The sequence below is a fragment of the Erythrobacter donghaensis genome (assembly GCF_001557325.1).
GTDB lineage: Bacteria > Pseudomonadota > Alphaproteobacteria > Sphingomonadales > Sphingomonadaceae > Erythrobacter > Erythrobacter donghaensis_B.
Genome location: NZ_LSJS01000272.1, coordinates 17481 through 38966 on the forward strand (window position 1 = coordinate 17481; position 21486 = coordinate 38966).

Sequence of the window (21486 nt, forward strand, 5' to 3'; positions counted from 1 at the left end):
CAGCTTCAACACTTAGCTGACTGGCAGAACGACCCGATTATCAGCGGGGGGAGTGGTCGCTTTAGAGTCGAAAATCGCCCAACCGGGACCGTCCCTCCAATCGGCGCGCGAGTGCCTCGACAAATCCCTCATAGCGCTCCTTGCCCTGCGCTTGCGCTGCGGCAAGGCCACTATCCGGCAGTGGCGGATTGGCTGTAAGCCAGAACCGTACGAACAAGGCCAGGGCCTCGGTGGTGATCTCGGTCTGCTGATCGAGTTGTCCAAGCCGCCGGTCGATGCGGTCAAGGCGGCGGCTGAGCGCTGCTTCGAGCTGCTCAGGATTGTCGGGCGACATGAATGACCGCAGAGCGGCCTCCACCACATCGGGCTGGCCGACGCGCCTGCGCATTGCGAATTCGGCAAGTTGGTCGATCACATCGGGTGGCAGCCGGAAAGTGCGCTTCAGCTTCACAGTTCGATCCCGTCTCCAAGGTCGAGCGAGGCCTGCCGTGCGCCGCGTTCCATCGTGCGCCGGATCCGCTCGTTGTCAGCGGCTGATTGGTCAGCGTCTGCGGCGTCAGATTCGGCAAAGTCGAATTCCGCTGCAGGAGATTTGGGTCGCGCAACCACTTCGACATGTTCGGGTAGGTGAGGTTCGCGCCGCAAGCCACCATTGGCAGGATCGATCCTGCAGCCGCCGTCTTCTGATGATTTGGGGTCTGGCTCAATCGGGGGCAGAGCGCTCCAGTCATCGGTGGCACGCGCTTCGGCGGGCTGGCCGCAGCCCTCGGGGGCGGGCAGTACACGGGACTGCAGCCGTCGGTCGGCATAGTAACGCGCCTTCTTCGCCTTGATCGGCGGCGCCCCTGACAAGAGTACAACCTCGTCGGTCTGCGGCAATTGCAGAATCTCGCCCGGCGTGAGGAGAGCGCGTGCCGTTTCGGAGCGCGAGATCATCAAGTGGCCAAGCCAGGGTGACAGCCGGTGCCCGGCATAATTCTTCATCGACCGCTGTTCGGTGGTTGTGCCCAGCGCTTCGGAGACCCGCTTGGCCGTGCGCTCATCGTTGGTCGCAAAGGCAACGCGAACATGGCAATTGTCGAGGATGGCGTTGTTCTGCCCGTAGGCGCGCTCAATCTGGTTCAGGGACTGTGCAATCAGGAAAGCTTTGAGGCCGTAGCCCGCCATGAAGGCGAGGGCGCTTTCGAAGAAATCGAGCCGGCCGAGGGCAGGGAACTCATCCAGCATGAGCAGAACGCGCTGGCGCTTGGTCGCAGGATCGAATTCTTCGGTGAGGCGGCGGCCGATCTGGTTGAGGATCAGGCGGATCAGTGGCTTGGTCCGGCTGATGTCGGACGGCGGCACGACCAGATAGAGCGACGTCGGTCGGCCGCTGACGAGATCGGCGATCCGCCAATCCGAATGGCTGGTGACCTTGGCGATGACCGGATCGCGATAGAGGCCCAGAAAGGACATTGCGGTCGACAGCACGCCGGATCTCTCGTTGTCAGACTTGTTGAGCAACTCGCGCGCGGCGCTGGCAACGACCGGGTGCGGGCCCGCTTCGCCGAGATGCGTGGTGTCCATCATCGCATAGAGCGTGTTCTCAATGGTTTCTTCGGGATTGGAGAGGAAAGCCGCGACGCCAGCGAGCGACTTGTCGGCACCGGCGTAAAGCACATGAAGGATAGCGCCAACCAGCAGGGCGTGGCTGGTCTTTTCCCAGTGGTTGCGCTTCTCGAGACTGCCCTCCGGGTCGACTAAGATATCAGCGATGTTCTGCACGTCGCGCACCTCATTGAGGCCGCGGCGCACTTCAAGTAGCGGGTTGTAAGCGGACGACTCAAGACTGGTGGGATCGAAACGCAGGGTGCGGCTGAACGTGCTGCGAAAACCGGCAGTGACATCCCAGTTCTCGCCCTTGATATCATGCACGATCGCCGAGCCCGACCAGGTCAGCAGGGTCGGGATCACTAGGCCGACGCCTTTGCCAGAGCGTGTTGGAGCAAAGCACAGGACATGTTCAGCCCCGTCATGGCGAAGGTAGTTGTTCTGAAATTGTCCGAGCACCACCCCGGTGTCGGCCAATAATCCGGCCTTGCGGATGTCATCGCGGGTGGCCCACCGGGCAGTGCCATAAGTGTTGGCATTGCGGTTCTCGCGGCCGCGCCAAACGGACATCGCGATGGCAACCACAATTGCAGCGAACCCGCCCGAGGTGGCGATCATCCCCCCGGTATCGAAAATCTTTGGAGCGTATGCGTCGAACGAGAACCACCACCAGAACAGGTCATAGGGGCGATAGACCGGATGGCCGAACATGTGGAACCAAGGCACGCCGAGCTCTGGCTGGAAGCCAAGCGCCGAGGCTGTCCATTGGGTTGCGGACCAGACGCCCGCAACAATGATGATCAGCACCGCGAGGATTTGACCCCAAAGGATTTTGGAAGCTGACATTGCGAAACTCCGCATCGTTCACGCTTACGTCGGTGAGCTTCGGAGAAGTTGGCAAGCGGGGAGTTGAGTTGTGCAGGCCTTGGCGCAGAAACGGACAGGTTGGCGCAGATTGCTAGATCGGTTCCCACGTATAGTCCGGCGTGCCCGACCAAGTCAGCCGAACCATCGCGCCTTGCACCACCGACTGCACAACGTTGGGCCAGAGCGCAGCAATGCAGGTGCCGCCTGCGTGGCGGACCGAGGGGTAGATGATGCCGTTGTGGCCCTCGACGCGTGCCTGCGCGGCAAGGATATTGCCAGCAGCATAACCGGTCGCGGGGTCGGCATCGAGCGCGGGATGATCCGCTTCCTCGCGCAGGTCAACGAACACGCCAGCCATGCTCGCCAGCATTTCGCCATATTCGACGACCGCGTTGAAGTCGCCTGCGTCAGCGAGTGCCTTAGTCAGGTGATGCCCGACTTCCGCAATGCAGGTTTCGACCGCGAGGGCTGCGTACCATGCGCCGCGGTCTGCAGGGTTGAAGCGCATCGGCTCGCGCGGTTTGGCATAGGCGAAGCTGGCATTGATGAAGCGCGCATGCGGCACGCCATGAACCAGTTCTTCGGGGCTGAGCGCACCGAGCCCGCGTTCCTCGGCAATCAACCGCCCGCTGGTCGCGCCCTCAATCTCGGCGAGTAGCGCCAACTCTTCGGAATCGTCGACCAGCGGTGCGAGCACGGCTTCGCGCAGCCGCGCGCTCGCGACCAGCCTGATGGTGCGCGGGAACGCCTCACGCACCAGCGGCAGCGCGTAGTGCGGTTCAGAGCCCGCCACGCAGCGCGTCGATATACTGCCGGGTCTCGAGCATGCGGGGAATGCCGCCTTCGATCATCGCCTCGACTGGCGACTTTGCGCCGAACACTGGCGCCCGGTTGGGTAGACGCGGCCAGCGGTCGGCCATCGCGTCGGCAAACAGCAGATGCAGCCCCTTGAACACACCGATCAAGGCAGAGGCACGGGTCAGCTGGTCTTGGCTCAGGGTGCCATCCCATTTGCCCGCTTTGATCCGGTCCCATGTGCTCTCGGATACGCCGAGCAGTGCGGCACCTTCGGCATTGCTGCCACCCCAGGCATCGACGAGCCGCAACACGGCCTTGACGGCCGCGCCGGTCAGTCGCTTGCGGTCGCCGTCGCTCGAAAAGGTCTGCAGGCCTGCTGCTGCCGGGGCCGCATGATGGGTGATTGCTGCGCTTGCCATGATCGTTTCTCCTGACGCGAATATACGCATCAGATGGTGCGATTGTCAAGATTGGGCCGATACTGCTCAGCCTGCCACATCATATCTCGATCGACCTGCTTCGGCCCAGTGTCCATTCGATGCCACCACCAGACCGAGGCTGGCCGCTCACATATTGCCCGAGATGCCGATCGAGTTGCTTTGACCAAGGGACCAGCGAAAACCCAAGGCCATCGTCGATCATCGCAAAGCGGCCCGAAGCGAGTTGGATGCGTTGGCGATAGACGCCTGACATCTCACCGGATGATCGGCTTTGGCGGTGTGGCAAGCCATGTTCACGCGAAAGTGCTGCACCAGCGTCGGCAAGGTCGCGCTCGCGCAAGGTGCCAAGCAGATTGCGGGACAGGGCGAAGCGGTCACCGCGCCGCTGGGCAAGACCCTCGCTTTCCAGATAATCGAGCCGGCGCGTTTTCGCTGCTTCGACTTCGCTGCCAAAGCCTGGACCGAGCGGCAGCGGCTCCGATGCAATCAATTGCTTGTCGAGCCAGGTGGCTCCGCGGCTGCGCTCCTGGCTAGCAAGATCGCAGTCGGAATGTGTCAGGAGCGAGGATTGCTCGCGGCCGCGCCGGTCAGTCCAGGAGCGGAGCTCGACAATTGCACCCGTGGCAGCATCACCGGTCATGTCGATGTCGGAGAATTTGCAATGATGGACCCGGCCATCCACGCCGTCGACTACGGCATAGGCCTGACCGGTCAACTCATTGTGCAGGCCACGCTCGACTAGTCGCCCGATGACAGGCTCGCTCGCCCTTTCATCATGAACGGCAAATCGACCCGCTTCAGCAGCAAGGCCGTGCCCGGTCATGGCGCGGTGCATCGTCTTGATGATATCACCTCTGGTGCCAAGCTCCCGCAAGGTCTGCTCGAGTGCTGGCTTTATCCGCCAGCAGCCAGGCGCAATTTTCTCTGCCAGGCCCATGCGTTCGAGTTTTGTGGCGCGGCCGATGAGATGCTGGTTGGCCGGGTTGGCGATCCGCTGCGGATCGGGGCGCAGATCAACCACGCCGCCGAGGCCGTCGCCAAGCGTTTGCAGCTGGCGATCAAGACCGGTCCAGCGATCGGCCTGCACCTCGCGGGCCAAGCTTCGATCAATGTCCTGCTCGGTCCGTGCGCCCAATTCCATGGTCACCAGCTGCGCGGCGCGAGCCCGCATGCCCTCGCTGATGTAGCTGCGGTCGATAACCAGGTCGCGGTCGTCGTCGGCCTTGCCGCGTACCAGAATGTGGATGTGGGGATTGTCGGTGTTCCAATGGTCAACGGCGACCCAGTCGAGACCTGTGCCAAGATCCTTTTCCATCCGGGTCAGCAGGTCGCGGGTGAAGCTTCGCACATCGGCCAGTTCGGCCGTGTCTTCGGGCGAGACAATGAAGCGGAAATGGTGGCGGTCATCGGCGCAGCGCTCGGCGAAGGCTCCGCCGTCGACGGTTTCGTCGCCGCTGCCGAACAGCGCCGCATCCTTCCCGTCGCGGGTCACGCCATCGCGCTTGAGATAGGTCAAGTGCTTTGCCAGCGGCGCGGCAGTGAAGCGCGCCCCGCGATGCCGCACGATCCTTGCCTTGACGATCACACGGCGCTGACTTGCGCGGGAGCTTGCCTGCAGGCTTGCGATGCGGCCTCGGGCAAGGCGACCTGTGCTGCGCCGCGATGCGGAACCACCCGCCCGGCCGCCGCAGCCTGACCGGTTGGCAAGTGCCCGCAGTTGGGCTTTGAGTGTGCGCGCTTTGCCTTGGCCAGAACTGCGATCTCGGATGCGCCCAGGCCTGATTTCCAGATCGTCATCACTCATGAGGTCAAGCGATGCGATACAGCGGCTGGCTCGTTGAACGGCGGAATTGCGACAATTATCGAGACTGGAGCCAGCCATGGGGCAGGGCGGCTGGCTGTGAAAATCCCGCAATTCTGCGGCCCCACACCTCGGCGGCTGGCTCCGCTTTCATCTTGCCATCCTCCTGACCCATCCTTTCCTGCAACCCCGCTTCCGCACAATATTGCGCTAGTCCACGCCATGACGCGCCAGAAAGGGAGGTGGCCCGTCACTGGTCGCGGTTCCCCGAGACAGGGACGAACAGCCCGCCATGCGGACGCAGCGAAGCAGGTGGCGCAGCCGCCGTTTCTTCGCTCATGTCCGCGTTCGGCGGTGCCTCGGTCGCGGCAGTTCGCGCCGTGAACAGCCCGCTTTGCGTCCACGCAATGCGCACTTGCGGCACAGGCGACATGCTGGCGACGACAGTGGCCGTGTTGTCCGATTGCAGCATCGGTGCGATCTTTGCGACATAAGCGCGGGTTTCTGCGGGAAGCGGGCGACCGCGATCGCGCCACTCCTGATAGCGCCCGGGTCCTGCATTATAGGCGGCGAGCATGCCATAAGCACCGTAACTGTCATACATTTCGCGAAGATAGCTGGTCCCAGCCAAGATGTTGTCGCGCGGGTCGAACGGGTCGCTGCCGAGACCGAACCGGGCGCGCTGACGCGCCCAGGTTCCAGGCATGAGCTGCATCAGACCCATCGCTCCGGCCGACGACACCGCGCCGATCCGGCCAGCGCTCTCGGCCCGCATGACCGCATAGATCCATTGTTCCGGGATGCCGAAACGCAGCGATGCCTCAGCAACGTACGCTGCAATGTCGACGGTGCGCGGCGCTGTCGGGTCGGCAGCGTCCTGCCCAAAGGCAGGCGCGGCACCGAACAAAGCGAGCGCAGCCAATGCGGCGAAGCTGAGGCGGCGGAGCTGCATGGCTCAGCTGGCCTTTTCGCGCCGCGCGGGACGCGACCAAACCAGAACATGGCCGTTGTCATCGCCCTTGAAAAGGTTGGCCCGCAGCGGCTGCAAAAACGCAGGATCATCGATCTGCAAGCTGACATAGTCGCCTGCCTTCTCCCCGACATGCTTCCAGCCTGCGCCGATTTCGCGAGCGTCCGCATCTTCGCCAGCAACCACACGGAAGTCCGGAGCGTTCTCACTGTCCGATGGGTCTGCCGGGACGAGTGACAGCTCAATGCTCAGCGACAGCGTCCGCAGTTGACCGCTGTAGCCGCCGCCGGCGGCACGAAAAGTTCCGATACGCATGGGTTCAATCTCCTTGGGTTGAAGGTAGGGAAGTCTCGTTGGCGCGCGGGTCGGCGAACCAGACATGGTCGCCATTGCCCGCTTCATCGGTCCAGACTGGGGCCGCGCGACCAATGACGTGTGTCAGACGCAGCACGCCGAAATAGCGCCCATCGAAACTGTCGGGCGCTGCCGGGTTCATCACGAATAGCTCGCCGGTGCGCAGCACATGGCAGCCGGCCCAGGTCGGCAGTGCGCGCCCCAGACGGTCCCGCGGACGCGCCGCGCCGACATATTTGCCGTCAATCGAAATGCTCAATGCATCTCGGCAGACGCGCTGGCCGCGTACAGCCGCGATGCGCTTCAGCAGCGGGACGCCTGTCGGGAGGTAACGCCGCTCTGCGAGCAGTCGGCGCATTTCGGGCGGCGGTTCAATGGCGACCCGCTCGCCAACATGCAGGCTCGCCTTGCCACGGATGGCGTAGAGCCCGGTGGGGACCGAGGCGGTCGCATTCCACACGGCGAAGCGCGCGACGGGCACGGCCAAGGTCGAGAGCGTTGCGCAACCGACGATGGCTGCAAATATCATGCTGCGCCGCTTCATGGCAAAAGTGCCTTGCGCTGGAGCCAGGCTTGTTGCCGCGCGGGCGTGTATTCACGCGGTGTAAGTCGGCCCGCCATCCTGTTGTGGATGTGTCGCCAATGTTCCGGAGCAACACCGCAGGGGTCTATGCCTGACGCTTCGATGGCATCGATAAGGCGGAAGACTTGCGCGACCTTGGGCCAGCCATGGACCGAAAGCAGCAGTTCTCCGCCGGGGTCGACCTGCGGCACGGTTGCGCAATGCTCGCCTAGGCCGACAGCTTGTACGATGTCCAAGGTTGAACGGACGGTGCCATAATCGTTGGACGCCCAGCGGACCAAAGCGAACACCTGGCCCGCCATATAGCTTTCGATCCGCTCGCTACGGCTGCGGATCCGTTCGGCAACGGGGTTACCGAATTTGATCCAGTCCTCATGCTGGCCCTCGCGCCAGACCAGCGTCACATGGGTCAGCTGCGGGTCATCACCCATCCTCGTACCGGCAGGCCTTTCGGGGTCCGCCCCGCTTTTTGTCCACAGGCTCGCAGCCGTTAGCAAGAATCCGAAGGATTCTTTGTTAGGATAGTTAAGGGCGCAAATTGCTGATGTTTTTCGGCGCTTTGGACGACGTTTCGGTTCCCGATAGTCCGAACTTCCGGTTCCTGATGGTCCGAGCGGGGCGGTTCCTGATAGTCCGTGCTGCATCATGACATATCCACAGGGTGATGGTTGCTAGAGCGCAGTCCGAGACGGCGCATTGCGGCGTCGAACGGATCGGGCCGGACAGCGACAAAGTTCAACCGTTCGCGGCCGAGCGCATGTTCGATGGTAAGCGTGTATCCCGGCAGCGCTTGGCGGCGGACAATGTCGCGCAGCTCGAATGCGAAGCGTTTGGGCGGGGAGAGCGCACCTGACTTCATGTGCAGATGCTGGAAGTCGAAGCTCCAGCCTCCGCGCTGTTTGCCGCCATGCTTGCGCACGAGGCGATAAAGCCAGCGCTCCAGACCACCGGTTAGTGCGAAATAATCGGCATCAATGGTGAGCACGAGCGCCTGATTGATCACGCCTTCGTAGAACCAGTCAGGAATGATCATCTCGATCCCGAGCGCGCGACCCGAATGATCGAGACGCTCCTTCCACTCATTGATCCACGAAAAGCGGTGCCGCCGCCGCGCGTCACGCTGGCGGATCGAAGTCGCGATGGTGGTGGATTGTAGGCGATCCAGCCCGGCCTTCAGCCGCTCGTAGCTGGCTTTGCCTGTGCCCCGCCGGGTGAAGGCAAGGATCTCGTGCGGAGTCGCGGCGATCAATCGCGAGGTAGGCCGACCGGCATCGCGCGCTTCGACGATCTGGCTCGCTACCCAGATGAGGACATCCGCGTCCCAGATGGTCGCCATGCCGTGTTCGGCTGTCGCCTCGACGAGGATCGTAACCTCGCCCATCCGGAAGTCGATCGGACGGACCCGTTTTGATTTGGCGAGGCTGAAGAACGGCCAGGCCATCAGGTCCTGCGCGTCGCGCGCGGCAATATCGCGGCCCTGGGACACGAACAGGTCAAGCTGCGCAGGCTTGGCTGGGAAGGCGGACAGGCGTCGCATTGCGTGCCTCAGCGCCGGACCGGCGGAGTATAGCCATCAAGACGCTTGGCTGGGTGGACGATGCCCTTGCCGGGATCGCTGGTTGACCGCCGCAGTCCTTGCTCTGCCCATGCGTCGAGATCTGTCACGGCATAGACGATCCGGCCACCGAGCTTGCGATAGACCGGCCCCGTTCCAAAACAGCGGTGCTTTTCGAGTGTGCGAGCCGAAAGCCCGAGGTGCACTGCAGCATCAGGCGTCCGCAAAAATCGTGCAGTCACGGGGGTGGGTCTGGCATCCATGGCAAGGCTCCGGCGAAGGTTGGCAGCGGCAGCGGGCTGTCGCTGGGGTTCGCGAGCTTTGGCGGAGGATTGGCGTGGGCAGGGAGTGACCGAATGCGGGTGCCGTAATCTGTCACCCCGGATGTCTGGGTCAGCGGTGTAAGAGAATATCGCGATATCCGCCGGACACGAGGCTACGCGCTTGGGCGATCAGCCGAAGAACCTGCCGCCGCTCACTCGAGGCTTTCCAGGTCGCTCCGACAAGAGGACGGTGGTTGGGGAAGATCAGGCCGTAGGTGAGGTCACGAGAAGACGCACCCGCCACGAGCGCGTCGTGAATAGCAAGGAAGCGGCTCAACCGCAGCCGTTGATTGTGCGTGATGACGTGAGCGCCTTGGGATGTGGAGCTGGAGGCGCGCGTTATCAGATGCATACGCGTGACAGCTGCGATGCGCAGTTCATAGGTCTCATCGCACGGTATCGAGACGGCGGGAACGGGCAGGGCGGCTCGGTATCGAATGCAAAGTCGCAGCCTGCAGCTGCCCCTCGTATAAACGAGATGTTTGCCGACTGATGTCGATATCTCTGCCAGCGGCTTCCAGCTCGACAGCCACATCAGCGGGAGGTCCGGTTTAGCAGTTTCGACGATGATCACGTCCGGCGATGCGCTGGGCGACCAAAGTGCCGGGCACTCGCGGGCGTTTGCTTGCGGATCGGTGGGGAAAGCTCAAGCCCCATCGCCGGGAGAGGCCCTCCTTTTCATGGTGTTCGACCGATGGGAAGCGAGCAATGCGCTCTTGGGTGTCGGCATAATCGCGGCGGTAGTCGGCATTACGGTGCAGGAATTCCTGCGCGAAGTCCGCATAGTCGTGATCGCGATATTGATCCGCGGTCGATGGTGACCGCCATGACGAACCACCGGGCATAAAGACCCCTGCAAAGCACAGGCAAAAAGGCCAAGCATCAAGTCTTTGTTAACCAACGGTAAGCCGCAAGTATCAAAATCTGGGGATGCTTATGCCCGGAGGCGCAGAAATTCTGACGGAGCGTTTAGGGCAAGGGGGCCAATCCGTTTCCGAGAATTCAGCCTCTTTGCTTTTTATCGAGCAGATGTCGGTAGCCGTGGGACGTCATCCAGCGTGCTCGGTCGAGGTGGGTCTCATGGACCTGACGCGCCCGGACCGGTTCCAGGGCAGGATCGATCCCAAAGACGATCTGCACTACTTCAGTCCATTCCGCACCTTCGTCGGCGGCGTCAAGTAGCCGTAAATACGTGACAAAATGGCGTTCGTCATACGGCGTTACCATATCCGAGAGGGGCGGGCTGTTTTCGAAAGAAGCAATCGTCATGGTCCGAGCCTTTGGTTCCGACTCGTTTCTGCATCCACAGTCTCTTACCACCAAGACCCACCAAAATGGGGAAAACTTGGCTTGTTCGACAACGGGCAGAGAATTGTACCTTTTCGCGGATAACCCGTGCGCGTTGCCAGCCTGCTGAACTCAGCCGAAGCCCAGTCGTGAAGAGTATACTCCGTGGTTAAATACTCTGCAACGGTGGTGAGTTCGTGCAATGAAATTGCGCGAGGTCCTGGCTGCGAATCTGAAACGCTATCGGTTGGCTGCTGGCCTGTCGCAAGAAGAGCTTGCACATCGGGCCCATCTCGATCGAACCTATGTCAGCAGCCTTGAGCGTGGACGCTACAGTGCCTCGGTCGACAAGCTTGAGCATCTTTCCGTCGCGCTCGGTATTGAAGCCTCAGAACTCCTTGTGAGAGTGACGTCAGCAGACGAATGAGAATGTCGGAAGCCCCGCCCGGCAGGTGCCGGGCGGGGCTGGCTGTTCGGTCAGTCGCCGTTGGTGCGGCGGGCGCGCGACCAGATCAGGTTGAAGCTCTTGCCGTCTTCGTCATCGAAGAGGTTGGCAAAGATGGGAGCGGTGAAACTGGGATCGTCGAGCTTGACCGAGAGATATTCGCGGCCTTCGTTGGAGGTCTTGGTCCAGGCGGCGCCGATTTCCGCGCGGCCGACGAAAACCCGGTGCGACGGCGCATTTTCGTTGTCGCTGGCTTCGGGGACGATCCGGACGTTCTTCTGCTGCACCGACATGGTGACGATCTCGCCCTTGTATTCGTTGCCGGTCTTGGTGAAAGTTCCGATGTTGGCCATGATGCATTCCTTCAAGTTGGTCGAACCCGCGCCCATCGCGGCCTCGATGGCTGGTTGAAGGCAGGGGCTTGCGCCCGCTGCACCGGAACGGCCGAAACGCAGTGGAGGACGACGGCCAGACGGCTTTCTTGCCTCGCGAGGAATGGGCGGCACGCCCAGGGGAAGAAAGTTGGCGCAGACGGCGTTGCAGCAAGGGATCAAGCGGCGAAGCCATCCCCTGCCAACCACGGCCATTGACGAGGCCGCAGTGGGCTCGGGTCACACTTGACCGGGAGAAATGGCACTTCCCGGACTTCCAAGACCGAAATGCGATGAGCAAGGTGTCGTCACCGGTGTGCTGCCTAGTGGTCACCGCAATCTCAGATATCGGCAACGGCCATGCGCCAATCCGGGCCTGATTGAGATCAGTGCAATCGGTCCGCCACAGGCCAGCCCAAAACCGGCTGCGAATTCTCGGCCTCGCTCCGACCGCGCAAACGCCCAGACCAAGCTGACCCAAGAAGAGGAACGCAGAAACTGCCACTCGAACACAACGCCTGCCTCGTACTGGCCGATTTGGCCGTGCGAGCCCCGCCGGGCACCTGCCGGGCGGGCCTTCGAAAATGGCAAAGCTAGGGACGGGCGCGGCTCCATTGAGTCCAGGATGCAGCCGCGATTATCGCAGCGCCAAGCAATGACAAGGCGTGTTGCCATGCGCTTGGCGGCATGGTCGCCGCAGCAATGCCGTGGACTGCGTGATAGCCCGCAATGGCTGCGGGCGCGGCAAAGGCGAAGCCGACCGCAGCACGTGTCAGGTCGGACTTAGCGAACGCCAGTGTTAATTGGGCTGCAGCAAGCAGAATGATCGCGGATATGGCTGCGGCGGCGAGCGCAGCGAGAATGCCGCTATCGGTGCGGTAAGTCGCCGAACCCGCAAGAAACGCGACGAACAGCGGAAGGGCGTAAATCGAAAGGCGGAATAGAAGCGCGCAGCACAGGATTACTGCGACGATTATCAGGGCAAAGCCGATCAGCATGGCGTCCTCCTTGGAACCAAGGGCAAGGGACGCGCTCTCCACCTCCACCGCAGCGCAATGTGCATGGAATCCATAGCAGAAATGCGCATCGGCTGGAATACCCGATGGGCATCCAGCCATGCGCCGCAACGCAATCTGACGCGGTCAGGGATTGAACGGGTCATATTCATGGATGACGCTGTCGGCATCGCCATCGAATTCAGCCGAGGGAACGGCGGCGTAACCGTTACCGGCGTGGAACAGGGTCACGCAGACCATTAGTGTGCGGGCGAGGCTCCAGGCGTGACGCTGTGCGATGGTGAGTGACATGTTCGAGCTCCTGTCTCGGAGCAGGGACCATCCCCGCTCGACAGGCCCCGGACAGACGGCGCAAAGCCGCAATCACCACGAAGGCGAAGACGCAGTGGCCGCACGCGCAGCGTAGCGGACCCTTTACGGGTTGATTGAAGGAGGCTTGGGGTCGGCCAACGGATTGGCCTTCGAGTGCGGGGTGGGGCTTGCGTGGTCAGCGAAGGAGCCGAAGTTCGGCACCAAGGGTTGAATGTCTAAATCTGGGACATTCCGGCCATTTGCAACTGGCATGCCGAGTGACCGGCTTTGGCATGAGCAGACATTACGATCGGAAGGAGAAGAAAACCAGCCCACCGGACCTGAACAAGGCGGCAAACACCAGGCCAGAGCGTTCCGAGGTTGGGTCGCAGTGGAGGGTCACATCAATCCCGAAGCCGTGGATACTTTCTCTACTAGCCCGCGCCGCTAGACGGTGTGTCGATCAGCTCGCTCAGGCTTTTGTCGGCGTGCCGCTCGCGCCGCTTAGGTCGTGACAGTTCGCGCCGCGCGTCGATGCCGGCTCCCATGACCCATCCTGCACCTATCACTATCAGCGGCCATAATGCGGGCATCCACACCCCTTCGCTGACAAACTGGTCGCGCACTTCGTAGATCAGTGGCGATGTGCTCAGCCAGATCAGGACGGTCGCGCTCGGGGCGACGGCGGATAGGGGCACCAGCGCGCTCAAGTACCATGGGAAGGCGACAGGGCTCAGGATCAACGGCGTTGCCAGTGCAATCTGCGCCCCGATCACTGGCCGCTTGCGCGCGACAACCAAGACCGCCACCCCGGCGACAACCGCCAGCGCCCCGAGCATCGCCAGCAATCCTGCGCCTAACAAGTGCGCTTCGAGCAAGGTGAACAGCGGCGATCCATTGCGCCATTTTTCGAAGAACACCGGAAGGCTTCCGATCGGTCGCCAGCCGCCTGCGAACGCGAGGCCGTAAACCCCACCAACCGTAGCAATCGCCGCGCCCGCCATCCGCGCGCCGCCTCGCCATCCCGCTGCCACGATAAGCGCAGCCAGCACAGCGCCAGGCAGCAGCTTGACGCCAATCCCGAGCCCGAGCAGCACGCCAACCCAGACCGGTCGCCGCGCGTCGAATGCAAGCAGCGCAGCCGTCACGATCAGGGCGACAATGCTGTCGACATGTGCGCCGACCCCGGTTTCAAGCACGAGCAGCGGCGACAATGCGACCAGTGCGATATGCCGATCCAGCCGGTGTCGACGCAGCAGCCGGAGCGCAAGCGGCACCAGCGCAATACCTGCGAGGCTCGCGATCAGCTTCCACACCCAGATGCCCCACACCGGCCCGGCCAAGGCCGCCAGGCCAAATAGGCTGAGCGCTACGGGGGGATAAAGCGTGGGGTAGGCGGCATGTTCGGGCGGGGTCGCCCACATTGCGCGCAAACCAGTAACCAGCTGGTCGGCGGGCGCCACCGAATAGGGATCGAACCCGGTCAGTGCAACCGCACCATCCCACAGATACCGCTCGGCATCATTGCTGCTCAGCATTGGTGCCGGGATCAGCAAGATCCGCGCGGCAATGCCGGTGAACAGGATCAACGGAAGGTGCAACGCTCCTCCCCAGCGCCAAGCTGCCAGCATGGCTGCGGTCATCAGCCCATGCAGGACGATATAGGCCGTTCCGGTCTGCGCCGGTGCAATCGCGGCGATTCCATACACCGCGAGACTTGCCGCCAGAAACCCGGCGCAGGCGAGCGATGTGATCCAGCCTGCTGAGGCGGACACAGCGGACGGCGATGCGGCGAGACCGCTCTTCATACCGCGCTCAATTGGCGCTGTGTTGGTCGTCGCCTAAGCGCCTGCACGCTGCCGATCCCGATTGCCAGAAAGCAGATTGCAAACAGTGCCGCAAAGGGCGCACTCTGCCAATGGTGACGCCCCGCCAGCCACACGGCACATCCGGCAAAGGCAAGCCCTAGCCCAATCTCAATGCGTTCGCCAAGCCGCGATCGCGATGTCCGATAAAGTGAGGTCGGACGGTCCGATGCGGCATTGCCCTGCTTCGGCGTGCGCACGAACCCGCTGCGAATGCCAAGCAGCGCCTCGATCACGGCGCGGCAATTGTTCAACGCCAGCCCGATAAGCAACGGCATCAGCAAGACCACCTCATGCAGGCGCGCAGGCTTGCCAATGCCCAGATGCAAGGCGCGCTGGCCCAGAAGGAAGAACGCAAAATTGCTTAGGCTCGTAATGATCAACAACGGCACATCGATCCATAGCAGCGCATCGAGGTGATAGGCTTCGCGTACAGCCACGCCGGGGATGAACAGGATCAAGCATTCGGCGATGAACAGCAGATAGGCCAAGTTGCTGGTCAAGTGCAGCGTCGCCTCGATCTTCACCGGCAGCGGCAGTCTTGCACGCCAGATCGAGGGAAGGAGGCGCAGCATCACCTCGATCGATCCCTTGGTCCACCGGTGCTGCTGGCTCTTGAACGCGTTCATGTCGGCAGGCAATTCGCTAAGGCATTCCACTTCGCCCAGATAAACAAACCGCCAGCCCGCCAGCTGCGCGCGGTAACTAAGGTCAAGATCCTCGGTCAGCGTATCCGCCCGCCAACCGCCAGCGTTGCGGATCGCCTGCTTGCGCCAGATGCCGGCCGTGCCGTTGAAATTGAAGAACAGCCCCCGCGCCGCGCGCTGGCGATGTTCAATCATGAAATGCGCATCGAGCAGCACCGCCTGCACGCGGGTCAACAGGTTGCGATGGCGGTTGAGATAACTCCAGCGGGCCTGCACCATACCGACAGCAGGGTCGGCAAGCGGATCGATGAGCGCGCGCAGTAAATCGGGCGCCGGAACGAAATCTGCATCGAGGATCAGTACAAACTCGCCCCGCGCCTGCTCCAACCCATAGGCAAGCGCACCGGCCTTGAAGCCGATTCGGTCGGGACGGCGGATATGCACGATCTCCACCCCCAGCGCCCGGTGATGGGCAATCCGCGCAGCAGCAATCGCAGTGGTTTCGTCGGTGGAATCGTCGAGAACCTGGATTTCCAACCGATCCGCCGGGTAGTCCAGCGCGACCGCCGCATCGATCAGCCGGGCGATCACATGCCGTTCGTTATAGACCGGCAATTGGACCGTTACCAACGGCAGTTCGGCGAACCGCTGATGCGTGCGAGGCTGTGCCGGCGACCGCCATGCCTGCCACGCCAGATAAAGCCGGTGAACACCATATGCCCCCAGTATGGCCATAACGAAGTAGTGTCCCGATAGCAGGACAACAGCGGCAATGACGTGCGCAATCACAGCTGGAATACGAGTGCCAGCTGGTAATTGGTGCCGGTTAGTGTGTTGTCGCCATAGAGATTGGGGGTTGCGGTGAACTCGGCAGCCAGTTTCTCGTTGAACTTGTAACCTGCGGTCAGCTCAAGCTTGGCGAGATCAAAGGCGAGTGGGATCGTCGGGTTGCCGTTGGCAGCCAATCGCGGCGTATCGTTGCGGATACTGAGCAGGCCGTCAAGTTTGGTGCGCAGATAGACCGAACCGTTCACATCGACGCCATATTCGAGGAGGTAGCGGAATTCGTCCGATGGCGCACCAACCCGGTAACGATAGCCTGCCTCGGCCACGACATAGCCGGCCTTGCCAAGCGAATGGCCCAGCTGAATGCGGCCCTCGAAATCTTCTTGCCCGTTGCCGAGTGGCAGCGGATCGTCATCGCTGTAGGCATAAGGTGCCTTGAACAGACCCTGCACCGCGACCACGACCGGGCCCTTTGACAGGTTGTAGCGCAGGCCGACATCGATATCGCCCACCCCTGAGGTTTCTTGGGTCGTCACGTTGCCAGCTTGGTTACGGTCGCGGCGACGGATTTCCTTGATCGGAACTGAAACGATGAACGACAGGTCGTCGGTGATGCCCGTTTCGTTGTAGAAGGTGAAGTTGAAATCCTCGAACTCCTCAAGCTCCGGCTGATCGGTGCCGAAGAGCGAATCTCCCGAGAAGTAATTGACCGCAGGCTTGTTGTAAGTCTCGCCTTCCGGCAGCGTCCATGGCCCTGCAACCGCCGACACCGGAGCAAATGCACCGGCAAAAACAATCGATTTGACCGTAACAAGAGGCAACCGAAGTGGAGCGTTAAACTGCAAGGGCATGGTCGTTCTCCAAGTTCTTGAACACACGACACAAAGGGGCCGTTGCTGAAGGGTTCAAGCCCCTTGTCCGATCCCAGCATGATAAAGGTTACACCCGAAGCGTCTTGCCAATTCCAACCCAATGTTGCGCGCCTTGGGCAGCCATTGATCGGCGGATTGCGAATTGGCGTGACGCAGGGCAATACCAGCGGCCTCAGGCTAAGGGACTGTAATCCTGGAACACACTTGAGAGCTGATCAGAGCCATGTCCCCTCCAGAGCGTTGTTGGCCAATAGGAGAGCGTGAAGCGGTGATGGTTAGCTTCCAGACAATGTTAGTCAGGGGTATCGAGCATCATCCCCAGCTTTTCACCACTCGCTATCAACAGTTGGGTCGTGTCTCGATCCCGAAAGGTGCATGGCGACTTTTGGCGGAAAAAGACGTTTTCATTTATGATTGGGAACGACCAGATCTGGTCGCGAGCTGCCGGCGTTTAGGCACATAAGATCGCTGCAATCAGGGCCGACAGCACTCACTCAATCGCCCAAACAGTAATCCCCATCTTGCGCGCCTTGTCGACCAGGTTGGCATTGATGCCATTTCCCGGACAAGCGACCACGGCCTTGGGCAGTGCTACCAGCATCTGATCATTACGACGAAATGGCGCTGCTTTCTTGAACCGATTCCAGTCTGGCCGGAACGCGACATGGGTGATCTTGCGATTGCGCGCCCAGAGCGAAGCGATGTGTTCGCCGCCGGTGGGATTGCCTCCGTGGAACAGGACCATGTCTGGATATTTGGCGAGCACCTTGTCGAGGACAGCCCAGATCCGGGTGTGGTTTTGGTAGTCAGGACCGGACGTGAACGCGATGCGCGTACCCACCGGTAGCAGCGGCTCGGTCTCTGAGCGACGCTTCGCGGCCAGATAATCCCGGCTGTCGATCATGGCGGCAGTCATAGTGCGATGGTTGACGAGTGACCCGGTACGCGGGGTCCAGGCTTTGCGGAAATGCGCTTCGAACTGGTCGCCGGCGGCATCGCGCATAAATTCCATGGCGTTGCGGCGTTCGATCAGACCAATGCCTTCGCGGAGCAGGCGTTCGAGTTCGACTGACTTGACTTCGGAGCCATTCTGCTCGCGCTGGCTGCGCTTCTGGGCATCTTCATTGTCGTCGAGGTCGCGCTGGATCCGGCCCTCGGCGCGGTGGAAGAGGTTGGCGAGTGACCAGCACAGGTCTTCCAGATCGGGTTCGAGCCTGGTGTCGATCATGGTGGCGATGAGGGCATCGAACATGTCGGCGACGGCGCCAGCGGCGATGCGCTCTTCGGGGAGCGGTCGCGGATCGGCTTCATCGGAGAAGGGGCGATAGCCGTAGAGGGCGATTTCATCGAGGAGATGGGCGGTGGCAGAGGTTTTGTGTTCGGGTTCTGAATCGGGCGTGATGGTCATTGCGTCGGTCCTTGGGGCCTTGGGACCGGGCACCTTGCCCGGCCTTCATGGGCGTCCCTCTGACCGGCTGCCGCTAGGCTGCATCCGCATGGACCGAAGCGCAGCGGAGGATGGCGGGCGGGCGGCTATTTTGCTTCGCGATGGAAAGGCGCGGATGCGCCGCCGGAAAATAGCCGCATGGCTGCCATTGCGGCCTCGCGGCAGCCGGTCTCTCGGACGCCACTCGAAGGAGGCCGGGCTGGGCCAGGTCTTGGTTCAAGTCCCATGCACGCCGCCATCGCCCCATCCTCCAACCCCGTATCGGCTCAGCCAATGTCGACGGAAAAGCGTATCTGATCCTGCTCTCGGAGATGATGGCGGACCCGTTCCGCCAGTGCAGCAACGCCATGCTGGCGGTGGTCGTCATTGAAGTCAGCGAGGTCCGGCATGAGTGATACAAGTTCGATCCCGGCTGCCTGCGTGCGGTCGATCAGGGTGCCAAACGCCGCGTCGCCTGCCACATCGCGGTCAACCGCGACATAGAGTCGCCGGAGTGTCGGCGGGAACAAGATCGCAGCGAGGTGGGCTGACGAAGTTGCGGCGACCATCGGCATGGTTGGCAGAATTTCGCGCAACGACAGCATGGTTTCGATGCCTTCGCCGGCGATCATGACATCATCCGCAGATCCGAACCTTACGGCGTTGCCGAGGATGTTGCCCATCGCTCTGCGCGGCGATGCGACTTTGGCCTTCGCGCTGCCGGATGGATCGAGCCAGGTGCGATGGGCGCCGGTCTGCACGCCGTCGTTGTCGGATACTGCTGCGATCAGCGCGGGGAAAGCGCCCGCAGTTGCTGGATCATCGTCCTCGTTTGGTCTGTAGTAGCATCGCGGATGAAAGCGCAGGGCTGGCAGGTCGGATACGCGTGTGATGCCACGTGACCGTAGGTAGGTGCTCGCGATTGATCCGGTCAGTGGTTTCGAGGCGGCAAACAGGCGTAAGGCAGCGGTTGTGGATCCTGCGCGCGCGGGCTTGGCGAATGACGCGGCACAGCGCTGATCGTCGGAAGCCGATGGTGGCAGGCTGAGGAAGCGTTCAGCTTCCTCAATGGTTTCGGACAGACGCCCATGCCGCTGATTGAGCCGGATGAGATCAACGAGATCGCCATACTCGCCGGTTGCGGCATCGACCCAGTTGCCGATCACGCCGCGTTCGGTTTCGAAAAGCCGAACGTAGAGACTGCGTCCGGGTGTTCCCGCGACATCGCCAACCATCCAGTAGCGGCCTTCGCGCCTGCCTGCGGGCAGAAAATGGCGGCAAACGGCCTGCACGTTCTGCGCAAGCCGTTCCGACACTTCTGCCGCACGCGTGGAGAGCTTGGCCATGTCAGGCCGCCTTCCGGTCGGCGATGCGCGTCAAAGGGTGCCGTTCAAACAGCCGCTCGAGCACACCCGACCCTGTCACCATGTCGTCAGCCACGAACAGACGCAGTTTCCAGCTGATGATCTCGGAAAACAGCCCCATGGCTTTGAGCCGGTCGACCGCCGTCGAACCAAACCCGGTGAGTTCGATCCGGTTCACCTGCATCAGCCGCGACCGGCGCAGTTGCAGCCCATCGGCAAGGTCGAGCACCGCGTGCCCTTCACGCAGCATTGCGATTGCCTGTGTCGGCGAAAGCACGGGCGCTTCTGGCTTGGCCATCGCAATCGCTGCCCATGCTGCGGAGACCCTGCGCCCGACAATGCGGGTGCCATCGTCGGTCTGGAGCCGGTAGACGCGGGTCGATTCCTCGGGAAGCTGTTTCCAGATCGGCAGCAGCAGGCCGGTAACGATGTGCAGTTCGCTTGTCGTGAATTCATCGACTTGCACCACCTCGTCTTGCCAGATGGTCGCGAATGTCCTCTCGTCCACCTCCTGCCAGTTGGTCTCGGGAAGGTGGGTCAGGGCGAAGTTCAGCCGCTCCATTGGCCGGATCAGCCGGACACGGCGTTCAACCTCGCCATCGTCGAGCATGAGGCTGCGAGCGGGCAGCTGGACTGCAGCGCGCCGCGAGCGGGCATTGACCAACAGTCGCGCGGCGGGTTCACGCCGCAGTTCGAGCGCCCGCTCGAGCGAGACCGGCTGGTTGCGCTCCTTCATTGAAATCGTCAGCAACCGGGTCTCTGCGCCCGTGGCCGGATGGACGTAGATCGGCTCACTGCCCGTGGCGGTGAAGCTGTCTGCGGTGAGCGTTTCCAGCCCGAGATCGTAACTGCCCGCCGCAATTGCGCTCTCGACCTTGGCGCTAAGCAACTGCTCGAGCACCGTGAACAGCACGTTCTGCATGTCGATGGTGAGTGCCAGCAGCCGGTTCAGGAAAGTCGTGATCGGCGGCAGTTCGTCCTTGAGGCACCCGCTGCTGTCGGTCAGCGATAGGCCGGTCGTGCTTTCGAAGGTCGCGAGCGAGCATCGCTCAACCTTGCCCGCATAGATCAACACATAGAGCTGGCGCAGCGCATCGCGGGCATAGGGGCTTTCGAGATTGTCTTCGGGGCGGAACAGCCCCTGACCACCGGTCTGCCGCTGTCCGCGCGTGATCGCACCTAGAGTGTCGAGCCGCCGCGCGATTGTTGAAAGGAAGCGTTTCTCGGCCTGGACATTGGTGGCCACCGGCCGGAACAGCGGCGGCTGCGCCTGATTGGTGCGGTTGGTGCGGCCCAGGCCTTGGATAGCGGCATCGGCCTTCCAGCCTGCTTCCAGCAGATAGTGATGGCGGAGCCGCTGGTTCCGCGCGCCCAGATCGGCATGGTAGCTGCGTCCTGTGCCCCCGGCATCGGAGAATACGAGGATTTGCTTGCGATCCTCCATGAACGCCTGGGCTTCGGCGAGGTTGGCTTGGGCTGGCCGGTTCTCAACAGCGAGCCGGTCGCCGTTCACATCGACCTTGCGGACGATCCGGCGCGATCGCCCGGTCACCTCGGCCACCATGCCGGTCCCGAACCGCTGCACGACCTGGTCGAGTGCGCCTTGTACCGGTTCCATCGATGCCAATTGCTCGATCAGCCGGTTACGTCGTTCGAGCGCCTCGCGGCACTGCACGGCATTGCCATCCTCGTCATAGGCTGGCCTCGACGCGAGATTGCCGTCGCCGTCGGTGAAGCTCTCATGAAGCTGGGTCGGGAAGCTGTGGAGGAGGTAATCCAGAACATATTCTTTGCAGTCGCAGTTTATGTCGAGCGTGGCGGCGAGAGACGCAGGT

At 62.1% G+C, this 21486-nt stretch carries 24 protein-coding genes; 1 reads left to right on the forward strand and 23 read right to left on the reverse strand.

Annotated features, from left to right (window positions below):
- Positions 1-61: 61 nt before the first annotated feature.
- The 14 genes from AX692_RS15705 to AX692_RS19225 form a co-directional block, all read right to left on the reverse strand.
- A complete protein-coding gene (locus AX692_RS15705; protein WP_066531904.1) occupies positions 62-451 on the reverse strand; it encodes a CopG family transcriptional regulator in 390 nt (129 codons plus the stop codon).
- Positions 448-2436 (reverse strand): conjugal transfer protein TraG, encoded by a 1989-nt coding sequence (locus AX692_RS15710; RefSeq protein ID WP_066652318.1) that lies wholly within the window; start codon positions 2434-2436, stop codon positions 448-450. Before AX692_RS15710 ends, AX692_RS15705 begins: the two co-directional genes overlap by 4 nt.
- A 112-nt stretch (positions 2437-2548) precedes the next feature.
- A complete protein-coding gene (locus AX692_RS15715) occupies positions 2549-3250 on the reverse strand; it encodes an RES family NAD+ phosphorylase (protein ID WP_066684758.1) in 702 nt (233 codons plus the stop codon).
- The gene (locus AX692_RS15720) at positions 3237-3674 is read right to left on the reverse strand and encodes an antitoxin Xre-like helix-turn-helix domain-containing protein (RefSeq protein WP_066652314.1); all 438 of its coding nucleotides are present in this window, start codon (positions 3672-3674) and stop codon (positions 3237-3239) included. Before AX692_RS15720 ends, AX692_RS15715 begins: the two co-directional genes overlap by 14 nt.
- A gap of 79 nt (positions 3675-3753) precedes the next feature.
- Positions 3754-5499, reverse strand: coding sequence for a relaxase/mobilization nuclease domain-containing protein (locus AX692_RS15725; RefSeq protein ID WP_066652312.1), 1746 nt, complete (start codon positions 5497-5499; stop codon positions 3754-3756).
- A 247-nt stretch (positions 5500-5746) separates the two neighbouring features.
- Entirely contained in the window at positions 5747-6448 is a 702-nt protein-coding gene (locus AX692_RS15730) for a lytic transglycosylase domain-containing protein (protein ID WP_066652311.1), read from the reverse strand.
- Positions 6449-6451: 3 nt separating this feature from the next.
- Positions 6452-6781 (reverse strand): DUF736 domain-containing protein, encoded by a 330-nt coding sequence (locus AX692_RS15735; protein WP_066652310.1) that lies wholly within the window; start codon positions 6779-6781, stop codon positions 6452-6454.
- Between the two features lie 4 nt (positions 6782-6785).
- Positions 6786-7364, reverse strand: a complete 579-nt coding sequence (locus tag AX692_RS15740) for a S26 family signal peptidase (protein WP_066652309.1) — start codon at positions 7362-7364, stop codon at positions 6786-6788.
- On the reverse strand, positions 7361-7834 hold the full coding sequence (locus AX692_RS19810) for a DUF2840 domain-containing protein (RefSeq protein ID WP_073974528.1): 474 nt from the start codon (positions 7832-7834) through the stop codon (positions 7361-7363). The genes AX692_RS15740 and AX692_RS19810 overlap by 4 nt, the downstream gene beginning before the upstream one ends.
- 212 nt (positions 7835-8046) lie before the next feature.
- Positions 8047-8940 (reverse strand): replication initiator protein A, encoded by an 894-nt coding sequence (locus AX692_RS15750; RefSeq protein ID WP_073974529.1) that lies wholly within the window; start codon positions 8938-8940, stop codon positions 8047-8049.
- An 8-nt stretch (positions 8941-8948) separates the two neighbouring features.
- The gene (locus AX692_RS19215) at positions 8949-9221 is read right to left on the reverse strand and encodes a helix-turn-helix transcriptional regulator (RefSeq protein WP_066479195.1); all 273 of its coding nucleotides are present in this window, start codon (positions 9219-9221) and stop codon (positions 8949-8951) included.
- Between the two features lie 130 nt (positions 9222-9351).
- Positions 9352-9855: a DUF2285 domain-containing protein gene (locus tag AX692_RS19220; RefSeq protein ID WP_081095388.1), complete on the reverse strand. Its 504-nt coding sequence runs from the start codon at positions 9853-9855 to the stop codon at positions 9352-9354.
- On the reverse strand, positions 9833-10126 hold the full coding sequence (locus AX692_RS20580; protein WP_230959457.1) for a transcriptional regulator domain-containing protein: 294 nt from the start codon (positions 10124-10126) through the stop codon (positions 9833-9835). Before AX692_RS20580 ends, AX692_RS19220 begins: the two co-directional genes overlap by 23 nt.
- Before the next feature lie 157 nt (positions 10127-10283).
- Positions 10284-10550, reverse strand: a complete 267-nt coding sequence (locus AX692_RS19225; protein WP_081095389.1) for a DNA -binding domain-containing protein — start codon at positions 10548-10550, stop codon at positions 10284-10286.
- 220 nt (positions 10551-10770) lie between these two features.
- Between AX692_RS19225 and AX692_RS19230 the strand changes: the two genes are divergently transcribed.
- On the forward strand, positions 10771-10995 hold the full coding sequence (locus AX692_RS19230; protein WP_081095390.1) for a helix-turn-helix domain-containing protein: 225 nt from the start codon (positions 10771-10773) through the stop codon (positions 10993-10995).
- 50 nt (positions 10996-11045) lie between these two features.
- Here the strand turns inward: AX692_RS19230 and AX692_RS15765 are convergent, their stop codons facing one another.
- From AX692_RS15765 to AX692_RS15800, 9 genes are all read right to left on the reverse strand, one after another.
- Positions 11046-11366 (reverse strand): DUF736 domain-containing protein, encoded by a 321-nt coding sequence (locus AX692_RS15765; protein ID WP_066479338.1) that lies wholly within the window; start codon positions 11364-11366, stop codon positions 11046-11048.
- A 611-nt stretch (positions 11367-11977) separates the two neighbouring features.
- Positions 11978-12382, reverse strand: coding sequence for a hypothetical protein (locus AX692_RS15770; RefSeq protein ID WP_155645038.1), 405 nt, complete (start codon positions 12380-12382; stop codon positions 11978-11980).
- 144 nt (positions 12383-12526) lie between these two features.
- Entirely contained in the window at positions 12527-12691 is a 165-nt protein-coding gene (locus tag AX692_RS20285; protein ID WP_196490130.1) for a hypothetical protein, read from the reverse strand.
- 434 nt (positions 12692-13125) lie between these two features.
- Complete coding sequence (locus AX692_RS15775; protein ID WP_067406511.1) at positions 13126-14499, reverse strand: glycosyltransferase family 87 protein; 1374 nt, start codon at positions 14497-14499, stop codon at positions 13126-13128.
- Entirely contained in the window at positions 14496-15938 is a 1443-nt protein-coding gene (locus tag AX692_RS15780; protein WP_067406509.1) for a glycosyltransferase, read from the reverse strand. Before AX692_RS15780 ends, AX692_RS15775 begins: the two co-directional genes overlap by 4 nt.
- Before the next feature lie 50 nt (positions 15939-15988).
- Positions 15989-16840, reverse strand: coding sequence for a hypothetical protein (locus tag AX692_RS15785; protein ID WP_155645037.1), 852 nt, complete (start codon positions 16838-16840; stop codon positions 15989-15991).
- A gap of 511 nt (positions 16841-17351) precedes the next feature.
- Entirely contained in the window at positions 17352-18269 is a 918-nt protein-coding gene (locus AX692_RS15790; protein WP_073974534.1) for a DUF2493 domain-containing protein, read from the reverse strand.
- Between the two features lie 305 nt (positions 18270-18574).
- Positions 18575-19633 (reverse strand): DUF7146 domain-containing protein, encoded by a 1059-nt coding sequence (locus tag AX692_RS15795; RefSeq protein WP_073974535.1) that lies wholly within the window; start codon positions 19631-19633, stop codon positions 18575-18577.
- Position 19634: 1 nt separating this feature from the next.
- Positions 19635-21486, reverse strand: a 1852-nt coding sequence (locus tag AX692_RS15800) for a strawberry notch C-terminal domain-containing protein (RefSeq protein ID WP_196491814.1), incomplete at its 5' end; no start/stop codon positions are given.

Excerpts from the sequence above, each read along its gene's own strand:
- AX692_RS15710 (WP_066652318.1), bottom strand. The coding sequence starts at position 2,436 with ATGTCAGCTTCCAAAATCCTTTGGGGTCAAATCCTCGCGGTGCTGATC.
- AX692_RS15720 (WP_066652314.1), bottom strand. The coding sequence starts at position 3,674 with ATGGCAAGCGCAGCAATCACCCATCATGCGGCCCCGGCAGCAGCAGGC.
- AX692_RS15725 (WP_066652312.1), bottom strand. The coding sequence starts at position 5,499 with ATGAGTGATGACGATCTGGAAATCAGGCCTGGGCGCATCCGAGATCGC.
- AX692_RS15730 (WP_066652311.1), bottom strand. The coding sequence starts at position 6,448 with ATGCAGCTCCGCCGCCTCAGCTTCGCCGCATTGGCTGCGCTCGCTTTG.
- AX692_RS15735 (WP_066652310.1), bottom strand. The coding sequence starts at position 6,781 with ATGCGTATCGGAACTTTTCGTGCCGCCGGCGGCGGCTACAGCGGTCAA.
- AX692_RS15740 (WP_066652309.1), bottom strand. The coding sequence starts at position 7,364 with ATGAAGCGGCGCAGCATGATATTTGCAGCCATCGTCGGTTGCGCAACG.
- AX692_RS19810 (WP_073974528.1), bottom strand. The coding sequence starts at position 7,834 with ATGGGTGATGACCCGCAGCTGACCCATGTGACGCTGGTCTGGCGCGAG.
- AX692_RS15750 (WP_073974529.1), bottom strand. The coding sequence starts at position 8,940 with ATGCGACGCCTGTCCGCCTTCCCAGCCAAGCCTGCGCAGCTTGACCTG.
- AX692_RS19215 (WP_066479195.1), bottom strand. The coding sequence starts at position 9,221 with ATGGATGCCAGACCCACCCCCGTGACTGCACGATTTTTGCGGACGCCT.
- AX692_RS20580 (WP_230959457.1), bottom strand. The coding sequence starts at position 10,126 with ATGCCCGGTGGTTCGTCATGGCGGTCACCATCGACCGCGGATCAATAT.
- AX692_RS19225 (WP_081095389.1), bottom strand. The coding sequence starts at position 10,550 with ATGACGATTGCTTCTTTCGAAAACAGCCCGCCCCTCTCGGATATGGTA.
- AX692_RS19230 (WP_081095390.1), top strand. The coding sequence starts at position 10,771 with ATGAAATTGCGCGAGGTCCTGGCTGCGAATCTGAAACGCTATCGGTTG.
- AX692_RS15765 (WP_066479338.1), bottom strand. The coding sequence starts at position 11,366 with ATGGCCAACATCGGAACTTTCACCAAGACCGGCAACGAATACAAGGGC.
- AX692_RS15770 (WP_155645038.1), bottom strand. The coding sequence starts at position 12,382 with ATGCTGATCGGCTTTGCCCTGATAATCGTCGCAGTAATCCTGTGCTGC.
- AX692_RS20285 (WP_196490130.1), bottom strand. The coding sequence starts at position 12,691 with ATGTCACTCACCATCGCACAGCGTCACGCCTGGAGCCTCGCCCGCACA.
- AX692_RS15775 (WP_067406511.1), bottom strand. The coding sequence starts at position 14,499 with ATGAAGAGCGGTCTCGCCGCATCGCCGTCCGCTGTGTCCGCCTCAGCA.
- AX692_RS15780 (WP_067406509.1), bottom strand. The coding sequence starts at position 15,938 with ATGGCCATACTGGGGGCATATGGTGTTCACCGGCTTTATCTGGCGTGG.
- AX692_RS15785 (WP_155645037.1), bottom strand. The coding sequence starts at position 16,840 with ATGCCCTTGCAGTTTAACGCTCCACTTCGGTTGCCTCTTGTTACGGTC.
- AX692_RS15790 (WP_073974534.1), bottom strand. The coding sequence starts at position 18,269 with ATGACCATCACGCCCGATTCAGAACCCGAACACAAAACCTCTGCCACC.
- AX692_RS15795 (WP_073974535.1), bottom strand. The coding sequence starts at position 19,633 with ATGGCCAAGCTCTCCACGCGTGCGGCAGAAGTGTCGGAACGGCTTGCG.